The following is a 17708-nucleotide window of genomic DNA, read 5'->3' on the forward strand; positions in this document are numbered from 1 at the left end:
GCACAATCCCGGTTGCACAGCCCCTGTCGAGCAAATAACATGGCAAGGCATTCCTAAGGTCTTTTTCTCTGGAGGTTCGCTGTGCCTGCCGGTCGCCTGACCACCCGCTCCCTTCTTGCCTGCGCAGTCTTCGGCGCAGCGTCCGCCCCCTTTGTCTGGGCGGCCATCGCGTTGAACACCGCCCTGGCGGCAGTCGCCCCGTGGCTGGCGTACCCCACCCCGGCACCGTTTATGGCCGGGGCACTGGTATCAGCCATGCTGATCCGCAAACCAGGGGCGGCACTGCTGGCGGGCATTGCCACAGTCATTGTCGGTCTCGGGTTGATGTCCCTGCTGACAACCGCATTCGTGGAGCTTGCGGCACTGCTTTTCCGGCCCCTGCTGCGTATCGGCGATGCCCCTCTGTTCGGCCGCCGGGTTCTGCTGTTCTCCTTGGCCGCCGGGGCGCTGTCCGGGGTCGGGCTGTCAAGCGGCATCTTCATGATTTCCGCGGTCCGTGAAGCCCTCCCGTGGGAACTGCTGCTGGCCGGATCAGTGGCCAAAATAGCCATCTGCGCCGGCTGGGGGCTTGTCAGCTTCTTTATTGCCAAAGCACTGTACAACGTCGGCGTCAACCCGCAGGGCCTGCGTCCGGCAGCGGACAGCCGAACCCCGTGAGCACCACACCACCTCCCGCGCTCACCCTTGACGGTGTCACCCTCACCCACGCCGACGGGCACAGGGTCATCGACAATCTGTCGCTGGTTGTCGACAAAGGTTCCTACACAGTCCTGACTGGCCCGTCGGGCTGCGGGAAAACCACCCTCGCACACGCACTGTCCGGCATATTGCACAACAGTCTCGGGGGAGAGGTCACCGGGACCATCACCGTGGCCGGGGAGGACATCGCCTCTGTTGCTCCTGCCAGACTCTCGGAACTGGTGTCTTTCGTGTGGCAGTTCCCGGACCGCCAGATGTGCGCACGGACAGTTGCCAACGAAGCCTGTCTTCCCCTGGACTTCCGCAATGTTGAGGCGGCGGTCGGGGACGCGGCCGCGGCCGAGATGCTGGCCACGGTCGGCCTGGGGCACATCAGCTGCGCTGTGGATCCGCTGGCACTGTCCGGCGGGCAACAGCAGCGGCTGGCCTTGGCGGCGGCGATCGTCCAAAACACGCCGCTGTTGATTCTTGACGAGGCCACCGCCGCACTGGACGCCGACGGTGCCGCCCGATTCAAGGAAATACTCGCGAACTTGCGGCGGAACCGTGATCTGACGGTCCTCGCCATCGACCATATGCCCGCCCGCCACGATGGCCTGGCCGACCGGATTCTGGTCATGGACCAGCATGGCCGCATCGTCACCGATGCACCGTTTGTCCCTCCCGCGGGACTACCGGTGCCACTGTGCCGCACCTTCGGGGTGCGCACTCCACACCCCAAAGACCTGCCACCCGCACAGCAGCAGTCGCCTGACACGCACCCCCCGCAAACGCCCGTTCTTAAGCTGGTGGATGCCGGTTACCGGTTGGATGGCACCACCATCCTGGAACCGGTGTCCCTGATACTGCGCAGGGGGGACACGGCTGTGGTCCGCGGCCCCAACGGCGCCGGAAAAACCACTCTGCTGCGCATGATCGCCGGAGAAATCACCGGCACGGGCACCATTGTCCCCGACCGGAGGAAGCGACTGGAAAAAGGAATCGCCTGGGTGGACCAGCGCAGCGCGCAATTGACCACCGGTCGCAGCGTCGACGAGGAAATGGTCGGCGCCGTCACCCACGGACAAACCACGGATCCGGCGCGGCTCACCGACAAACAACGCGATGAGATCGACACACTTCTGGCCACCGCCGGGCTGGATGATCTCCGGGGCAGGCACCCACTCCGGCTGTCCGGTGGCCAGCAGCAGCGGCTGGCGGTGGCGGCAGCTGTAGCCCAGCAGCCGGAGATACTGTTGTGCGACGAACCCACCACCGCCCAGGACGCCGACGGTGTGGCCGCCATCGCCGGGCTTCTCCGGTTCCACAGCCACACCCGCGCGACTGTCGTGGTCACCCACGACGACTTTTTTGCCGCATCCGTCCACCCCTGCGCCACACTTGTCATCCCCGCCGCCCAAAATACTCTGCCACAGCCGGGCACCCACGACGCTGAGCCGGACACGGCCCCCCGTTACCGGAGTTTTCTCCATCCCCTGACTTTGGTGGCAATCCTTGTCACGGTATGGCTTTTCGCCGTGCGCCACACCAGTTTCCCCGAGCTTGGTTTTCTGGCCGGGGCGATGGCGCTGGTCGCCTTGTGGCAGGCAGTGGTACTGGCGGCGGATGTCCTTGTCAAACGCCTGCTTGCACTGACTGCGGGGTGCGCGGTGTCCTGGTGTGGTTTCGCCTTGTGGATACCCCGCGGCCCGGATCCCCAGACCGTGTGGCCCGGCTTTTTTCTTTCGAATGGACAGATGGAGGCGGCGCTTTTGCCGACCGCCCAACTGTGGGTACTGGGTTTTTCCGCAATCTCGCTCATGGCGTTCATCGACGGACAGTCACTGCGCGACAGCATCATCAGGATTTTCAAGGTGCCCTACCGCTACATGGACACGCCCGGGTATGCCCGCCGTTTCGCCACCCGCATCCGCCGCGACAGCCGTCGCGCGGCCCACAAGCGGAAACTGACCACCCGCGGGCGCCCGCTGCTTCTGTGGCGGGTAAAAATGCTGCTGCCGGTGGTGGTGGCGTCGTTGACCGACAGCGGCTATCTCTCCGATGCTCTCGACGGGAAGGGATTCGGGTTAACCGCCATGCGCACCCTGCGCCATGCCCGGCCGCTGGCCGCACGCGATACTGCGGCGCTTGTTCTTTTCTTCATCTGCATCGCCGCCGCACCGGTGTTTCTGTGACACAGCCGGCACAGCATCAGGCGCCCGGATTTTTCTTCTCCGCGAAATAGTTGGTCTCCGAGGGGCCGTCGGTGACTTCGTCGCGGGGAATCTTCCACCAGTTGATGCCCCACGTCGGATGGATTTTCACCCACCACATCAAGGCCCTGAAACCCCCATCGGTCTGCGAGCCGTACGGTGGGCTGCTTTCATCAGAGCGGACCACCCACCACAGGGTGAACACATGCCAGCCGGCGATGACCATCAAAGCGGTGAAAAACGCCGACCAGCCGGGCAGTACCGCCACCCAGATCACAGCGGCCAACAGCACCAGCTGGCTGAGCGCACAAAGACACCACAGACCGAGGTAGGCAAAAACGATGCCGCCGGTGGGCGCCCAGTTGGCGATAATGTAGGCCCGCTGCCTGGTTCGTGTGACCGGGATGAAGCTGAGCTGCTCAAGTTCCGGTTCAATGCGATGTGGGGTGTAACCGAACATGATTTCGTCAAAATCTCCTTCAACCTTGAAACCCTCAACGATCCGCCCCATGACGGGGAACCGGTCAGGAAAACCTTCCGTGCAAACCCGGTGACAGTCTGAGCGTTCACACAAAGGCAATTTTTTTATTCGTTAACTGGATTGTTTTGACTTGTCTTGTGTGGCGGGGCGCGGATAGTCCGCCGGAACCGCGAGCGGTCGCGCACAATTTTTCACGGTGAACGGTGCGCGCCTCGAATCAACCAAAAAGGCACCGTGCCGGTAGAGAAGCTCGAGGAAAGAAACCCCAATCGGATCAGGAACTTCTTTGCCACCTTCTTTGCCTCCGCGCTTTTTCCGCCCCGTGATGAATGTGTCCAGCCACAACCCGACACGAATGAAGAGGTCCCTGTTGCGGAACACGATCAGCCGTTCCGGCATGGTCGGCCCCTCGGTGAGGTGGGCGGCAGAGAGTTCTTCCGCCTCCAGCAGGAAAGCGCCGATGAGCTTCATGAGTTCGATTTGGGAGGGCAAAAGCTGTGTGCGGCGGAGAACGTACTCATCAAGATTTCCGTATGCTGCACTTTTGGTGGTGGCCGTCTGGTAAGGCAGGAAGTCGGCCTGCGCGATCAACGCATTGCGTTTATCTTGATCAGTCAGATCCGAAAACGCCCCGAGTCGCCGGACCAGATGGTCGGGTTTGTCACCGGGTGGGTTGATTCGGTCGCAGTAGTAGCTTCCATAATCCGGCGCGCTTTTTTCCGGGGCATTCTCCTCGCCGCTGATCTCCATCTGCAGTGGTGTCAAAGCATCAGCCCCCATCAACTCGCCGAGATTGTGAACCTGCCGTATGACGGCCGCTTCCCGGTTGCGATCCCGGTCAATGTTTTGCGGCGAGGGTTTTGTGGCCCGTTGTTTCTCGGTCATACTGTCCCACGCCCGCTGTGCACGCGGCAACCACCCTGCGTCAGGCTCCAACCTGTCGTCGAAGCCGGGATTGGAAAGGACTGCAAACAGTCCCGGGAGTTCATCACCGCCGAAGTGGGCCGGTTGGGGGATTACCGGACATACCGGGTCCGTGTCCGCTTCTCCGAAGACGCGTTCTGTGTATTCTTTCCATTCGCCGTCATCCAGATCGGAATAGAGACTCAGCGCAAATGCCTCGAGTCGACGCAGATCAGAATCCCGCAACCTGTTGTCGTCCCTGTTGCCCTTTGTGGCAATCTCCACCTGCCTGAGCACTTGCCAATCTTGCGGATGCACGAGCAGCTGCAGTGGGGTAGGAGTCCCCCCGCACCCGCCCGGGGGTGTGTGGTCTGTACCCCACGTATCCTCAATCCGCAGCGCTTTAAACGAGGCATCTTTTTGCGCGAGTTCCTTCACCTGTTTGCGCAGCGCATCGTAGAGCACTCCGGCGTCTTGAACACTGAGGTCTTTTTGTGACGATTTTTCCTCCGTGTCGGTTCCCAACCGGATTTGATTGCTGAGGTAGCCACGTTCTTTCAGATAATCGGCGATCGCTGTCGGATATTCCCGCCAAAAGGCTGTGAAAGATTCCTTCTGCTTCTGCCACGAGCATTCCAGTATGAACGGTCGATCAGAAGGCGTGGATTCAGAAGGGGTGGATTCCGCGTTTGCATCCTCAGCCATAGTTACCTAACAATTCGAATGGGAATTTTGCATTTCCGATGATACCTCCTTCGGAGCACCGGGAAAGTGTTGCTTTCCTCCCACGCCCGGCTGGTGTTCACGTGATCAACCTGTCATAAACCTGCAGGTTGCCTGTGCGTTGGCGGTCAGAGTCGCCATGTTGTTCGCCTTCAGCGATAACGGCCGGTTTCCGGGCAGATGAACCGGCGGCCCTCCGGTAGTGTGTGGGGCGTGCCTTTGATAATTGTTCTCCCGTACCTGTTGATTGAAGCCCTCGCGTTCTGGGGTGTGTCCCAGCTGATCGGCGTCGGCTGGGCGTTGATCCTGCTGTTCGTCTTCCTCTTCGGCGGACTGGCACTGGCCGCGCACGAGATGCGGTCGATCGCCATCAAAATGTCGGAGGGAAGGACAAGTGCCGGCAGGGGCGCAGGTGACTGGTCCCTGGTGGCAGCCGGCAGCGTATTCGTGGCTTTGCCGGGCTTTGTCACCAGCGCCATCGGCGCGCTGCTGATCATTCCGCCGACCAGGGGCCTGGTTCGTGGACTGCTGGCGAAAACGATCCGCAACAAAATCGAGGACATGGGTGTCCGCAGTTTCGAGATGACCCGGTCCTACGCCCAGAAAGACACCCGGACCTACGGTTCGTTTTCCGGCAACACCACGGTGACGAAAACCAGGACAGTTGAGCCCGATCCGGCCGAGGAAGAGGAAATCTCCCGCTGGTCCGACAAGGTCAACCCCGAGGATTTCACCGACGGCAAAAAATAGCCGCCCACCAACCACCAGGTTGATACCACCCGCATCACTCACCCCAGGACGTGATGCGGGTCGTGGTTTTTTCAAACCCCCGTCCCGCCGGCTGTTGCCGCCGCAGGGCCGGTACCCTGCAGATGGGATCCGCCCGCTGCGGCGCACCATGATCTATCCGACCCCCTCTTTACTGAAGAACACAAGGACAGTGACGCACACGTGAGTCAACCACACGCGGTGAAAACAACAGGTTTGTTTGTTCTGCGGCTCATTCTCGCCGCGTTTTCCGGCCTGTTGTGCTACGGGTCTTTCCAGCCGTCCGGGCTTTGGCCTTTGTCCATTGCGGGAGCCGCTTTACTGTGGGTGGCTTTAAGCCCCTGGGGAAGAAACAAACCGTCGCTGCCGTGGCTTGTCACCGGGGCGTTGCTCGCTTTCGTGCAGTCAATGGTCATGTACCTGCTGCTGCTTCCGTGGATCGGGGAACTGGTCGGCACACTGCCCTATGTGGCGTTGTCGGTCACCGAATCGTTGTATGCGCTTATTGTCGGTTTTTTCGGGGCGGCTCTCGCCCGGCGGCAGGTTCCGGGGGCCATCGGATTCGCTTTTTTGTGGGCCGCTGTCGAGTGGCTGCGTTCCACCTGGCCCTTCGGCGGTTTCGCCTGGGGGCGTCTGGCCTGGGGGCAGGTCGACAGCCCCTTGAAACAGATCGCCACTCTGGGAGGACCCGCACTGGTCAGCTTTGCCGTGGTGTTGCTGGGGGCCTGTGCGGCATCCATGCTGCTGACCCACTCGGTCAAGGGGATTGTCGTCAATGTGACGGCCCTGTTTGTGCCGCTGGTCCTGCTGATTATCAATGTGGGGGTCAATCCACCGTCGATCAACGATTCCTCACCGAGGGTGACTGTCGCAGCGGTACAGGGCAATGTTCCGCGGCTGGGGCTTGATTTCGCCGCCCAGCGCAAAGCTGTGCTCAACAACCACGTCAACCAGACGATCAATGGTCACAACCGGCCGGTTGACATGGTCATCTGGCCGGAGAATTCCTCGGATGTCAACCCCTTCGCCGACGACTCGGCCATGCAGGCGATCACCTCGGCGGTGAGATCGGTCAACGCCCCGATTCTGGTGGGAACGCTGACGAAAGACCATGTGGGATCACGCAACACAATGGTAGTGATCGATCCGGCCACCGGGCCGGGGGATATCCACAACAAGAAGTATCTGCAGCCTTTCGGCGAGTGGATGCCCTACCGGGATCTGCTCCGCCACGTCAGCCCCTATGTCGATTTGGCCAACGATTTCAAGCCCGGCCAGGGCGACGGCATCGTGCACATGCGCGCGGCATTGACCGGAAACATGGTCACCGTCGGAGTAGCCACCTGCTATGAAGTCGTCTTCGACAAAGCCGGCCGCGATGCGGTCAAACACGGTGCCGAGTTCCTGGCTGTTCCCACCAACAACGCAACATTCGGGTTCTCGGACATGACCTGGCAGCAGCTGGCCATGAGCCGCATGCGGGGAATCGAACTCGACCGTTATGTCGTGGTCGCCGCCACCAGCGGTGTTTCGGCGATCGTGGACAACAACGGTAAGGTGCTTGACTCGTCGAAAATTTTCACGCCGGCCACGTTGACCCGGGACATTGCGCTGTCGACACGGTTGACAACCGCCGCCCGCTTCGGAAATGCGATTGAAGCCCTGATAGCTATGATGGGTGGTATTGCCGCGGCAGTTGCTTTCGCCACGAGACCGAAGCCGCCGTCACGCGGTCGAAACAGAAAGAAGGACTGACTTCCCTTGAGTAAACCGAGTGATTCCACACTGGTGATCATCCCCACCTACAACGAGCGGGAGAATCTGGTCGACATTGTCGGACGCCTGCGCCAGGCCGAACCGGAGGTTGATGTTGTCGTCGTCGACGACAACAGCCCCGACGGCACCGGTCAGGCCGCCGACGAATTGGCAGCCGACGACGACAAGGTGCATGTGATTCACCGCACCGCCAAAAACGGACTGTGTGCCGCTTACTGTGAAGGGTTCGCCTGGGCTTTGCAGCGCGACTACCAGGTTATCTGTGAAATGGATGCGGACGGCTCGCATGCCCCGGAAGAGCTGCACCGGTTGCTGGATCGGGTCGATCAGGGCGCGGATGTGGTGATCGGTTCCCGCTACATTCCCGGCGGTGAGGTCAAAAACTGGCCGAAGAAACGCTTTTTCCTGTCCCGTCTGGGCAACATCTACATCTCGGCGGCATTGGGTGCCCAGCTGTCGGATATGACCGCCGGATACCGTGCCTACCGCCGCAGTGTGATCGAGGCACTCGATCTGGAAGAGCTCAGTAACGCCGGTTACATTTTCCAGGTGGATTTGGCCTGGCGTGCCGTACAGCGGGAATTCGATGTCCGTGAAGTCCCGATCACCTTCGTTGAAAGGCAGCGCGGCGAATCCAAGCTCGATTCCAGCTTTGTGACCGCCTCGCTGAAAGAAGTCACCAGGTGGGGCCTGAAACACCGCACCCGGCAGCTGAAAGATTTCGCCGAGGTATCAGCATCACTGGTCAAACACGAAGTCGGCAACAAGTTGTTCAAAAAATAACCCCGCCGGATCACTTTATGCCGCACAGAAGCTGTGCCTGTGCGGCCATACGCGCCAAGGCCCTCGGATTTTTCCGAGGGCCTTGGCGCGTGTGGATTACCGTGCCGCGATACGGCTCGCGGCAGAAGAGACTATTTTTTCTTCTTGGAGTTTTTCTCCGCTTCGGCTTTCGCCTGTTCTTCCTGCTGTTGTTTGAGCAGGCGGGCGGCATTCCGGCGGCGTTTGCGCAGCAAATCAATGCGCTCTTCGAGAAGCTCGTCGAGTTCTTCGAGACTGCGGCGTTCCCGGAGCATATCCCAGTGGGTGCGCGGCGGCTTGGCGGGCTTGGCTTCGGTGCCTTCACCTTCAACCAGCGTGCCCATCTGGCCGTTCTTGCACATCCACTCGCCGGGAATTTCGGCATCGTGGGCGAACGGGACCTCGAAGATGTCACCGGCGTCGGTGCGGTATTTCACCATTTTGCGCGGCGCAAGATCATGGTCACGGTCGGTTTCGTAGGAGACAGCGCCCATGCGGCTGCCGCGGAGTACACGATCTGCCATAACTTCTTATAACCATTCCTAACGGGGGTTCAAGCGGGATAAAGCGGATGGGATTGTCAGGTCAGCTTACGCCATCGCCCGCCACCCGGTCATTGCCGGGACAGCGGTGCAGCGGGCACACAGCCGTCAACCGTCCGGACTATCCAACGTGCCACGCAGCAAGTTTGTTCCCGGCGGCCGCCACAAAACGGTATGGCACCTGCTGCCGCTGCCACCCTTTTCGGGTGGGGGTGAGGTCTTGGGGCATGTGCGCTGCAGTTTTACCCTCTGGTATGACTTAGAGTTGTGAATCCGCGCAACCCGACCAAGCCAGGGGCTACCTGTTCCTGGTGCTCGAAACCGATACAGTCAACCGGTCGTGGACGTCCCCGCAAATACTGCTCGCATTCGTGCCGTCAACGGGCCTACGAGCAGCGCAACAATGTCTCGGGGACCTCGATACCCGATGACGCGGTCATTCTCACCCAGGAGCGGGCGAGCAATCTGTCGGATCAGTTGTTCCAGTTGCGTTGCGCCGCCGAAGACATTAAAACCGCCGCCCGGGAAGGCGCCCCGGCGTCGGAGATTTCCATGCTGTGCACAGAGCTTGTCACCCTGGCTGAAGCCATAGAACGCCTGCGGGTCAAAGCCACCAACCTTTAGTCGGCACACCCACCAATCACCCCCGCCAGCTGCCGTATCCCGTCCACCGCAGGCTGTGTCGGCCGCAGCAGCCGCGCCCGGCGCCGTGATGGTTGCAGCAGGCGACAGGCCACCTTGCAGCCCTTCCGGGCGTGATCCGGCCGCACCCGAGCGGGGCGGTTGTCACCAGCCCAAATGGTCAACACCCCACACAAGGCCCTAGCATTACGGGGTATGCGGACGATCAACAAGCCCTTTGTCATCATCACCGTCATTGCCGTCATCGTCATTACTTTGGCCAGTGTCGGCCCGACGGTCTACAGGGTTGTGACCACACCCGGTATCAAGACGGAAGCGCTTGACGCCGACGACGCCCAGCCGGCGTCAACCAACATCAACGGCAACTGGACGATTGTTCCGGGTGCAGGCCGCAATGCGACCCAGGTGGGATTCACCTTCCATGAGGCTCTTCCCGGACAGCGCAAAGACACCTCGGGATCGACCCACGCAGTCACCGGCAATGTCGTGGTGGCAGACAATACTCTGCAGTCCGCCGACCTGACGGTTGACACGGATACGCTGCGCACCGACATCAAAAAGCGCGACATCAACGTCAAGATGAAGATCCTGCACACCGACAAATACCCGACCGCAACGTTCACCACCGACAAAAAGGTTGATTTGTCCGGTATTCCCGCTGACGGCACCACCGGCGAGGTCGTCATTCCCGGAACCCTGACGCTGCACGGGGTCTCCCGGGAGGTTCAGCCGACCTTCACCGTGCTGCGCACCGGAAAACGGGTCCTGCTGTATTCGGATCTTCCCGTCAACCGCAAAGACTACGGAGTGGAAACACCGGAGTTCGTCGCGGCAGTCATCGCCGAGGAAGGCGAGCTGAATATTCGTCTTGACCTCGAGAAAACCGACCAGTAGCACCGATACACCAGATTGAGTGACATAAAAGAGGACACCGCCCTGCCATGATGACCGAACGCATGATCCCCTTCATCAAGCTCAGGGCATTCGCCATCGTCGTGTTCCTGGCATTCGTCGTCTGGAAACAGATGTGGCTGCTCGTCGGCCTGGGGCTGGTGCTGTTGGTTGTCTCCCTCTTCCAGCTGCGCAGTGCCCTCAAACATGTCGATGAGCAGCAGCGCCACCCACGGGAGGGGTAAACACCACCCAGTTGTGCCGTGCCCGTGCCATCCGCCGGAGCACACTGCCGGCACCGGGAGGAATTTCACGCAAAATAAGGGCTCCGCGTCGATTTTCCCGTGCCCCGACCCGCCAGATAAATAGCACCATTTAACAGGGTAGGGCACAACCGCGCCGGCAACGGTCACAGACAGCGTGCCGACACGGTGCAAACCCTGATCCCGCCGACCGGGTGCCGGAACCGGCCGGGGGACACCACCGGTCAAGCAATCGTCACCCGGTCCGGGCACCGCGCCGACAACCGAGTTCGTCCAAGCCGATGGCACACCGGCTTAGACCGATTGGCCCTGCGGCGTGCCGGGGCCGGGTGAAAACGCTCCGGCATGATGCCGCGCACGGGAGGTAAAAGATGGGAAAATTCTGTATTTTTTGTCACGGGTGACATAACAGGCCCACATTGTGGCACACGCCAAATCGGCCCCCAGACGGCCGGGAGGGGCTGTGATGCCACTAGATGGCTCTCGACTCCGCGGGGCACATACCTGACAGCCCGTCGCGGCCACCGCGGGGCATTGAACCGTCCGCGGACGGGCACCCCGCAATCAGATGTGCCGGTACGGTTGCCGGCGACACCGGGCTGACTGTCACCGCCGCAGCCTAAAAAACCGACCCGGGCGAAAGGCGTACCCGACCCATAGTCCGCACAGCCGACAGAAGACACCGCGGATGTCAGGCGCCGCCCGGAAAAACAGTTGGCGGTTAATGCAATGCGGTTCAGTCGGCACCGGCGCACAGGTGGACACTGTGGCCCGGTGATAAATCCGGCGGCTCCGTAATTGTCCGATAATGTACATTATGTCATTTTGGCAATGCGGCCGGTCACCTGTCGCGGCGGTTACTTCTTCCCCATGGCGGGTCCACCCGCGCGCACGGTTGGTGGTGCCGTGTGCGGGTTCCCGGGTGTGTGCGGGACGGGCGCCAACCACTGCCGTGGTCCTAGTTTTGGCCGATGTTGTTTTTCCCGCGGGCGTTGATGGCGTTGTTGACGAAGACACTGATGTAGTCGGCCACCAGGATCGGCGCGCGCAACGGGACGATGTGGCCGCAGCCGGCATCGACCACGGTGATCTGATTTCCGCGTGCGCGCACGAATTCCCCGTAGGATTTGGAACTGGCGATCAGCACCGCCGGTGACTCGGGCATCGGCGGCAACTGCACCGAGAGAATTTTCATCTCCCTGAAAAAAGCCCGTGCTTCCTCGTCGTAGGCTTTTCCTGTCGTATCCAGGCGCATCAGCTTCCGGTGCGGCAAATCCTCGGGAAGCGACGCGCTTGCGAACACGTCGAACATGCCGAATTTGTCGGAGATTCTGCTCAAAAAGGTGGTGCTGCGCATCAAGGCCACCGTCCGCGGATCGGTCGACCACCCGAACAGCTCATCCCCCGGTTCAATGAGAATCACCCCATCCGGCGGGCGGCGCATTTTCTCCATTTTCAGTGCCGCCATACGGGCGATCAGCCCGCCCAGGAAGTGGCCGACGAGAATCAGCGGCACACCATCAACAGCCTGGGCATCAATGACACACAGCGCATCGTTGATCATGTCGTCCACGTGCCGGTTGTCCCGCGGCGCCCCGGACAGCCCCATTCCCGCCCTGTCGTAGGCCACCAGACGGATACCGGGTTCCAGGGCCAGCAGTTCGTCGGCGACCGGCTCCCACATGGATTTCCCGGCCCCCAGGGACGCATCGAGGATCACTGTTGCGGTGGGGTCACCGGCTATCGTTCCGGCAACCCGGGCGGACAGACTGTGTCCGGCCGTGGTGGGTATCTGCTGGATACGGCTATCGGCGAAAGATCTGTTCATCATGAATTAACTGCGGCTGCTTTCGAGGCGCGCCGCCAATGCCGGGCACAACCGGCGGCCAGTGACGCGAAACGGTAGACAAAGAAAGCCTGGAAGCTGGTGCACAGGCTGCCAGCCGAGTCTAGCTGTTTGCGCCCAGCCACCACGGATGACGGTTGTCGCCCACACCGTGCACTCCCCTGACCTGCACACCTGTTGAACAATGGTGTCGATCGGGGGCACTGCGCGGCGGCACCACCCACCCGGCCCGGACACACCTGAAGCAGGCCCGATAACCCCTTATCGGGGGCACTAGGTGCAGCACGGGGGTGCGTTATCTGTCAAAGTCCCTCCCGATCGTTTTACCATTCGGTCTATGAAAAAGCTGCTTGGAACCGATCCCTCTCTCTACACCAGACCGGAAGGTGCACTCGCCCAACCGGACAGGGTCCCCGACAACCGGGCAATGGGTACCCCTCAGGCGCTGGTAGAGGAGCTGGCGGGGATTGTCGGGCGCAGTAATGTCGCCGACCGGATTTCGGATTTGGTGCGCTACGCCTCTGACGCCTCGCCGTACAGGACGGTTCCGGCTGCGGTGGCCAAAGCACGCAATGCCGCTGATGTGGCGGCCCTTATGCGGTGGGCCGGACGCACCGGGCACCACATTGTGTTCCGGGCCGCGGGGTCGTCGCTGAACGGCCAGGCCATGACCGACGATGTGATGGTGGATGTCAAAACCCACTTCACCGGCATGAAGGTTCTTGACGGCGGGCGGCGCATCTGGAGTCGACCGGGTGTTGTTCTCGGCGACGCGCAGGCGGTGCTGGCCCGCCACGGCTACATGATCGGCGCTGATCCGGGGAGTACCTCTGTGGCGTGCATCGGCGGCATTGTGGCCGACAACTCCGGCGGAATGCGCTGCACCATTGAACGCGACAGCTACCACACCATCGAGGATGCGGTGATGGTGTTGGCCAGCGGCACCCTGGTCGATACCCGGGATCCGCACTGCGGGGACAAACTTGCCGAAGACGAGCCGGAAATCTACCACGGTCTGCTGCGGCTGCGCGATGAAATCCGTGCCGATGACGAACTGGTTGATTTGTTGCGCCGGAAGTTTTCCATCAGGAACACCAACGGACTGCGCATCGATGCTTTCCTCGACGAAGACGCCCCGGAACGGATCCTGATGAAACTGATGGTCGGTTCCGAGGGTATTTTCGGCTGCCTGACCGAGGTCGTGCTGCGCACCGTCGAGCTGCCGCGGGTCAAAGCCACCACGTGGGTGATTCTGCCCGACCTGAAACAGGCGGCCAACTATGTCCATCCGCTGATGCAGACCGGCGCTATTGCCTGTGAGCTGCTGGTGGCTCCGGTGATGAAAGCCGCGGTGAAAAACTTCCCGTCGGCCGATCCCGCCTGGGAGCAGATGCCCGACCAGGCCGGTGCCCTCCTGCTGGAGGTCGGCGGCGCCGATGACGCCGAGCTGCAGGAAAAAATCGCCGCCTGCACCGCTGTTCTTGAGGGGGCTGACTTGGTGCAGCCGCTGGATTTCACCAGCGACGACGACAGGATGCGCGGAGCCTGGCAGATCCGCAACGGACTTTTCGGCCTGGTCGGCGAATACCGCAGGCCCGGGTCGACCATGATCACCGAGGATGTGTGTTTCCCGCCGGCCCAGATCGGTGAAGCATCCGCGGAGCTGCTCGATCTTCTGGTCGCCTACGACTATCCGCCGATGGTGATGGGGCATGCACCCTTCGGCAACCTGCACTTTTTCATGACCCCGATTCTTGACGACGACAAGGAGCGGGAACACTACTCGCGATTCCTCGACGACATGGCCGAGCTGGTGATCGGCAAATACCAGGGGTCGCTGAAAGCCGAGCACGGCACCGGCGTGAATATGGCGCCCTTCGTCAAATACGAATGGGGCGACAAGGCCTACTCGATGTTCTGGAAGGTCAAACAGCTGCTCGACCCGCAGGGGATCCTCGCCCCCGATGTCAAGCTGACCCGCTCGCAGAGCATCCATCTGGAAAACTTCAAATCCTTCCCGCAGGTCGAAGAGGAGCTGAGCGGCTGTGTCGAATGCGGCATGTGCGAGCCGGTGTGCCCGTCCCGCCATGTCACCGTCACCCCGCGGCACCGCATTGCGCTGCGCCGGGAGATGGCCCGGCAGCCGGAAGGTTCCCCCGTGCTGGAAAAGCTGCAGGAACAGTACGACTGGGATGCTGTCCAGATGTGTGCCGCCGATTCCACCTGTGCGATCGCCTGCCCGGTCTCTATCGACACCGGCAAAGTAATGAAACAGCTGCGCGGCAAACAAATCACCGATGCCCAGAGCCAGGCGGCGCTGACAACCGCCCGCTCCTATGCGATTGTGGAAAAAGCGGCCCGTGCCAGTGTCAAGGCGGCCAACCGGGTGGGTAATGCCGCCGGTTTCGGGCTGCTGAAAGCCGCGGCCGATATGGGCCGCGGGTTCATCTCCTCCGATGTGCTGCCCACAGTGCCCGGTCCCCTGCCCCAGGCCGCGTCGGCCGCCCTGCCGCACACCAGCAGGCACAATGCCACAGCCGTTTATTTCCCGGCCTGCATCAACCGTATTTTCGGCAACCCCAACGGCGCCCCGGCCGACCAGCTGTCGATTACCGAATCAGTGGTGGAACTGGGCCGCCGCTCCGGTGCCCCGGTGTGGATTCCCGACGCGGTCGCCGGGCTGTGCTGCGGCACCCCCTGGTCGTCGAAGGGATACCGGGACGGTTTCGTCTACGCGGCGGCGAAGCTGGCCGAAGCCCTGGTCGACTGGTCCGACAACGGCCGTCTTCCGGTGATCATCGACGCCGCCAGCTGCACCCACGGCCTTGTCGGACAGGTGCCCGAGACCTTGGCCACCACCCACCCCGAGTTGGCGGAAAAATTCGCCCGCGTGGAAATCCTCGACCTGGTCGAGTGGATCACCCGCGAGGTCATCGACCATCTTCCCATCACCCGCACACTGGGCACGGTGGCGGTCCACCCCACCTGTTCGACCATGCACCTGGGCATTGACAGCCAGCTGGTGGCCCTGGCGGCACACGTGGGTGATGCCCGGGTACCGGACGGGGCGCACTGCTGCGGCAGCGCCGGTGACCGGGTGATGCTGCACCCGCGGCTGGTGGAATCCGCCACCCGGGAGGAACGCGAGCAGTTGAACGACGGTTTCGACTACTTCGTCTCCGACAACCGCACCTGCGAGATGGGCCTGGAGATGATTGCCGGCAAGCCGTACCAGTCGATTGCCTGCCTGCTGGAACGGGCCTCCCGGCCGGTGCTGACACACTAGTCCGCGCCGGTGGGGCGACGTTGGGAAAAACGCCGCATACAGCGGCAGGGAAGCTCCCCCGGGCAACCACGATCAACCACCTTTGCTCCAAACGGTCCCGGGCCGGGAATTGTGGCGTAACATACCGGATGACAACAACAAGGCGCCTTCCCGGCCCAGTCCGGGTGCCCGTGCCGCGGGACGAAAGGATAGGCAGGAGATGTTCGATGTCGACACTCTGGTGTCGTCTTTCGGCCTGCTGGGCATCTGTCTGATTGTTTTCTGTGAGACCGGTGTCCTCATCGGGTTCATCTTCCCCGGCGATACCCTGCTGTTTACCGCCGGAATCATGGCGCATGCACCACAGCCCTTCGCCCCGCTGTGGGCGCTGCTGGTGTTTATCCCCGCGGCGGCGGCCCTGGGCGACCAGGTGGGTTATCTCATCGGCAAACGGGTCGGGCGGCGGATCATGCAGTCCCGGGCGATCGGCTGGATGGGTCCGGAGGCGGTGGAGAAAACCAACCACTTTTTCCGCCGGTTCGGCCCTGTGACAGTGCTTCTGGCCCGTTTCATCGGGGTGGTGCGCACCCTGACCCCGGTCACCGCCGGGATAGCCCACATGAACCACCGGGTGTTCACCATTTTCTCCGTTCTCGGATCAATCCTGTGGGGTGCGGGGCTGACCCTGCTCGGCTACGCGATGGGTGAAATACCGCTGGTGCAGGAATTCATCCACTGGTTCATCATCGCCGGGCTGTTGACCGTGATTTTGCCGGCGTCACTGAAACTGGGGGCTGTAACCTACCGCTACCTGCTGGAAAAACAACACCGCGCCGCCCGCACCGCCCGCCGGTACCAGCGCCGCCACATCGACCGGCATTCCGCGCATCCGCGCCCCCGGCCGCAGCTGCCCAGCAATGAACGGGTCTAGCCCTGCCCAAAAAATGGGATGGTCCGCCCGGCCCCACCCCGGTGCGGTCACAGGTCTTCCTAGCTGTGGCGGGTCCGGCGGCGCTGCAGTGTCATCTGCACCGCCTCAATCAACCCCAGGCTGGCCAGAGCCTGTTTCAGCGACAGCTGCCAGACGATCAGACGCCGCATGACGGCATCGATCCCGCCTGCGGCGGCCTGACGGCCGCCGGCGGTGAATTCGGCCTGCTGGAAAGCCAGCGACTGGGCGTAGTGATCCCGCAGATGCACCACCTTCGTGCACGACAGCCCGGTGGCGGTGTCAAACAGCGCGTGCAGCTTGTCGATTTCCGCCAGTGTGAACCCGGGCCAGATGTAGCTGCGCAGCACAGCCAGGCTGTCAACCGCCGCGGGCGGCAGCTTCCGGGTGGCCACGACCGTCTGCAGGCCGGCCCGGCCTCCGGTGTCTGTCAGCCGGTCGATCGCCCGGGCGAAGGAGATCCGCTGGGTTCCACCGACCAATTCGAGTCTTTCGACACTGACCACCGCCCGGTAGCGGCCCCGGTTGCGGGGCAGGACATCACCGGTTTCATCAACCCGGATACGTCCCGCGCCGGGTACCCCGTCAAGAGCCCCGGCCAACCATTCGGCCTGCTGCCCGTCGGCGGTGACCGCATCAACAGAAGCCCCGGTGGCCGCGGCGGCTTCAGCGACCGCGGGTGTGGCGGCCGGCCAGTCGATCACATCGGTGCCGCGCCCCACACCGGCCGCGGCACACAGCATTCCGGCCGCCCGGGAAATGGCGTCACGGTAGTCGGACAATTCCGCGCCCTGCGGCGCAGACAGGCGGGTGACGTCGACGAAATGGCTGGCCGGTTGGCCGCGCCGACCGGCGCCGGGGACATGCGAGGCGACTGTTTCCCGCACAGTGGTCGGCACCCCGGAGGCAAACACACCGCACACCGGACCCAGTCCCCCGCCGGTGAGCATCGCCGCCGCCGGCGGGA

The 17708-nt window shown here is 62.2% G+C and carries 15 protein-coding genes; 10 read left to right on the plus strand and 5 right to left on the minus strand.

The genetic code is table 11. The annotated features are described in order from the left end of the window. Window positions 1-81: 81 nt before the first annotated feature. On the plus strand, window positions 82-657 hold the full coding sequence (locus tag JZY06_RS02635) for a hypothetical protein (RefSeq protein ID WP_207118227.1): 576 nt from the start codon (window positions 82-84) through the stop codon (window positions 655-657). Beyond that, a complete protein-coding gene (locus JZY06_RS02640; RefSeq protein ID WP_207118228.1) occupies window positions 654-2873 on the plus strand; it encodes an ATP-binding cassette domain-containing protein in 2220 nt (739 codons plus the stop codon). The genes JZY06_RS02635 and JZY06_RS02640 overlap by 4 nt, the downstream gene beginning before the upstream one ends. Before the next feature lie 16 nt (window positions 2874-2889). On the opposite strand, the gene JZY06_RS02645 is transcribed toward JZY06_RS02640, so the two are convergent. Beyond that, window positions 2890-3351 carry a hypothetical protein gene (locus JZY06_RS02645; protein ID WP_207118229.1) on the minus strand — a complete coding sequence of 154 codons (462 nt, stop codon included), beginning with the start codon at window positions 3349-3351 and terminating at the stop codon, window positions 2890-2892. A 132-nt stretch (window positions 3352-3483) separates the two neighbouring features. Then, window positions 3484-4980, minus strand: coding sequence for a hypothetical protein (locus JZY06_RS02650; protein ID WP_207118230.1), 1497 nt, complete (start codon window positions 4978-4980; stop codon window positions 3484-3486). Window positions 4981-5211: 231 nt separating this feature from the next. On the opposite strand from JZY06_RS02650, the gene JZY06_RS02655 reads away from it, so the two are divergent. The 3 genes from JZY06_RS02655 to JZY06_RS02665 all read left to right on the plus strand — a co-directional run bounded on the left by JZY06_RS02655 (window position 5212) and on the right by JZY06_RS02665 (window position 8325). Further along, window positions 5212-5748: an FxsA family protein gene (locus JZY06_RS02655; protein ID WP_207118231.1), complete on the plus strand. Its 537-nt coding sequence runs from the start codon at window positions 5212-5214 to the stop codon at window positions 5746-5748. Between the two features lie 201 nt (window positions 5749-5949). Then, a complete protein-coding gene (gene lnt / locus JZY06_RS02660; RefSeq protein WP_330617045.1) occupies window positions 5950-7521 on the plus strand; it encodes an apolipoprotein N-acyltransferase in 1572 nt (523 codons plus the stop codon). A 6-nt stretch (window positions 7522-7527) separates the two neighbouring features. Then, window positions 7528-8325: a polyprenol monophosphomannose synthase gene (locus JZY06_RS02665; protein WP_207118232.1), complete on the plus strand. Its 798-nt coding sequence runs from the start codon at window positions 7528-7530 to the stop codon at window positions 8323-8325. Window positions 8326-8456: 131 nt separating this feature from the next. Here the strand turns inward: JZY06_RS02665 and JZY06_RS02670 are convergent, their stop codons facing one another. Continuing rightward, window positions 8457-8867 (minus strand): RNA polymerase-binding protein RbpA, encoded by a 411-nt coding sequence (locus JZY06_RS02670; protein WP_207118233.1) that lies wholly within the window; start codon window positions 8865-8867, stop codon window positions 8457-8459. Between the two features lie 285 nt (window positions 8868-9152). Between JZY06_RS02670 and JZY06_RS02675 the strand changes: the two genes are divergently transcribed. The 3 genes from JZY06_RS02675 (at window position 9153) to JZY06_RS02685 (ending at window position 10663) form a co-directional block, all read left to right on the plus strand. Beyond that, entirely contained in the window at window positions 9153-9509 is a 357-nt protein-coding gene (locus tag JZY06_RS02675; protein ID WP_207118234.1) for a hypothetical protein, read from the plus strand. 213 nt (window positions 9510-9722) lie between these two features. Next, window positions 9723-10421 (plus strand): YceI family protein, encoded by a 699-nt coding sequence (locus tag JZY06_RS02680; protein WP_207118235.1) that lies wholly within the window; start codon window positions 9723-9725, stop codon window positions 10419-10421. A 47-nt stretch (window positions 10422-10468) separates the two neighbouring features. Beyond that, window positions 10469-10663: a hypothetical protein gene (locus tag JZY06_RS02685; RefSeq protein WP_207118236.1), complete on the plus strand. Its 195-nt coding sequence runs from the start codon at window positions 10469-10471 to the stop codon at window positions 10661-10663. A 976-nt stretch (window positions 10664-11639) separates the two neighbouring features. Here the strand turns inward: JZY06_RS02685 and JZY06_RS02690 are convergent. Continuing rightward, complete coding sequence (locus JZY06_RS02690) at window positions 11640-12512, minus strand: alpha/beta hydrolase (protein WP_207118237.1); 873 nt, start codon at window positions 12510-12512, stop codon at window positions 11640-11642. 352 nt (window positions 12513-12864) lie between these two features. On the opposite strand from JZY06_RS02690, the gene JZY06_RS02695 reads away from it, so the two are divergent. Beyond that, entirely contained in the window at window positions 12865-15813 is a 2949-nt protein-coding gene (locus JZY06_RS02695; RefSeq protein ID WP_207118238.1) for an FAD-binding and (Fe-S)-binding domain-containing protein, read from the plus strand. Between the two features lie 199 nt (window positions 15814-16012). Continuing rightward, window positions 16013-16723 (plus strand): DedA family protein, encoded by a 711-nt coding sequence (locus tag JZY06_RS02700; protein ID WP_207118239.1) that lies wholly within the window; start codon window positions 16013-16015, stop codon window positions 16721-16723. A 59-nt stretch (window positions 16724-16782) separates the two neighbouring features. Here the strand turns inward: JZY06_RS02700 and JZY06_RS02705 are convergent. Next, window positions 16783-17708 (minus strand): class I SAM-dependent methyltransferase (locus JZY06_RS02705; protein ID WP_207118240.1); only part of this gene is annotated, 926 nt, incomplete at its 5' end.

The sequence above is a fragment of the Corynebacterium mendelii genome, from assembly GCF_017307055.1.
Classification (GTDB): domain Bacteria; phylum Actinomycetota; class Actinomycetes; order Mycobacteriales; family Mycobacteriaceae; genus Corynebacterium; species Corynebacterium mendelii.

Bases quoted from the DNA above. Each gene is read 5' to 3' on its own strand.
- JZY06_RS02645 (WP_207118229.1), bottom strand. From the start codon at position 3,351: ATGTTCGGTTACACCCCACATCGCATTGAACCGGAACTTGAGCAGCTC.
- JZY06_RS02650 (WP_207118230.1), bottom strand. From the start codon at position 4,980: ATGGCTGAGGATGCAAACGCGGAATCCACCCCTTCTGAATCCACGCCT.
- JZY06_RS02670 (WP_207118233.1), bottom strand. From the start codon at position 8,867: ATGGCAGATCGTGTACTCCGCGGCAGCCGCATGGGCGCTGTCTCCTAC.
- JZY06_RS02680 (WP_207118235.1), top strand. From the start codon at position 9,723: ATGCGGACGATCAACAAGCCCTTTGTCATCATCACCGTCATTGCCGTC.
- JZY06_RS02685 (WP_207118236.1), top strand. From the start codon at position 10,469: ATGATGACCGAACGCATGATCCCCTTCATCAAGCTCAGGGCATTCGCC.
- JZY06_RS02690 (WP_207118237.1), bottom strand. From the start codon at position 12,512: ATGATGAACAGATCTTTCGCCGATAGCCGTATCCAGCAGATACCCACC.
- JZY06_RS02695 (WP_207118238.1), top strand. From the start codon at position 12,865: ATGAAAAAGCTGCTTGGAACCGATCCCTCTCTCTACACCAGACCGGAA.
- JZY06_RS02700 (WP_207118239.1), top strand. From the start codon at position 16,013: ATGTTCGATGTCGACACTCTGGTGTCGTCTTTCGGCCTGCTGGGCATC.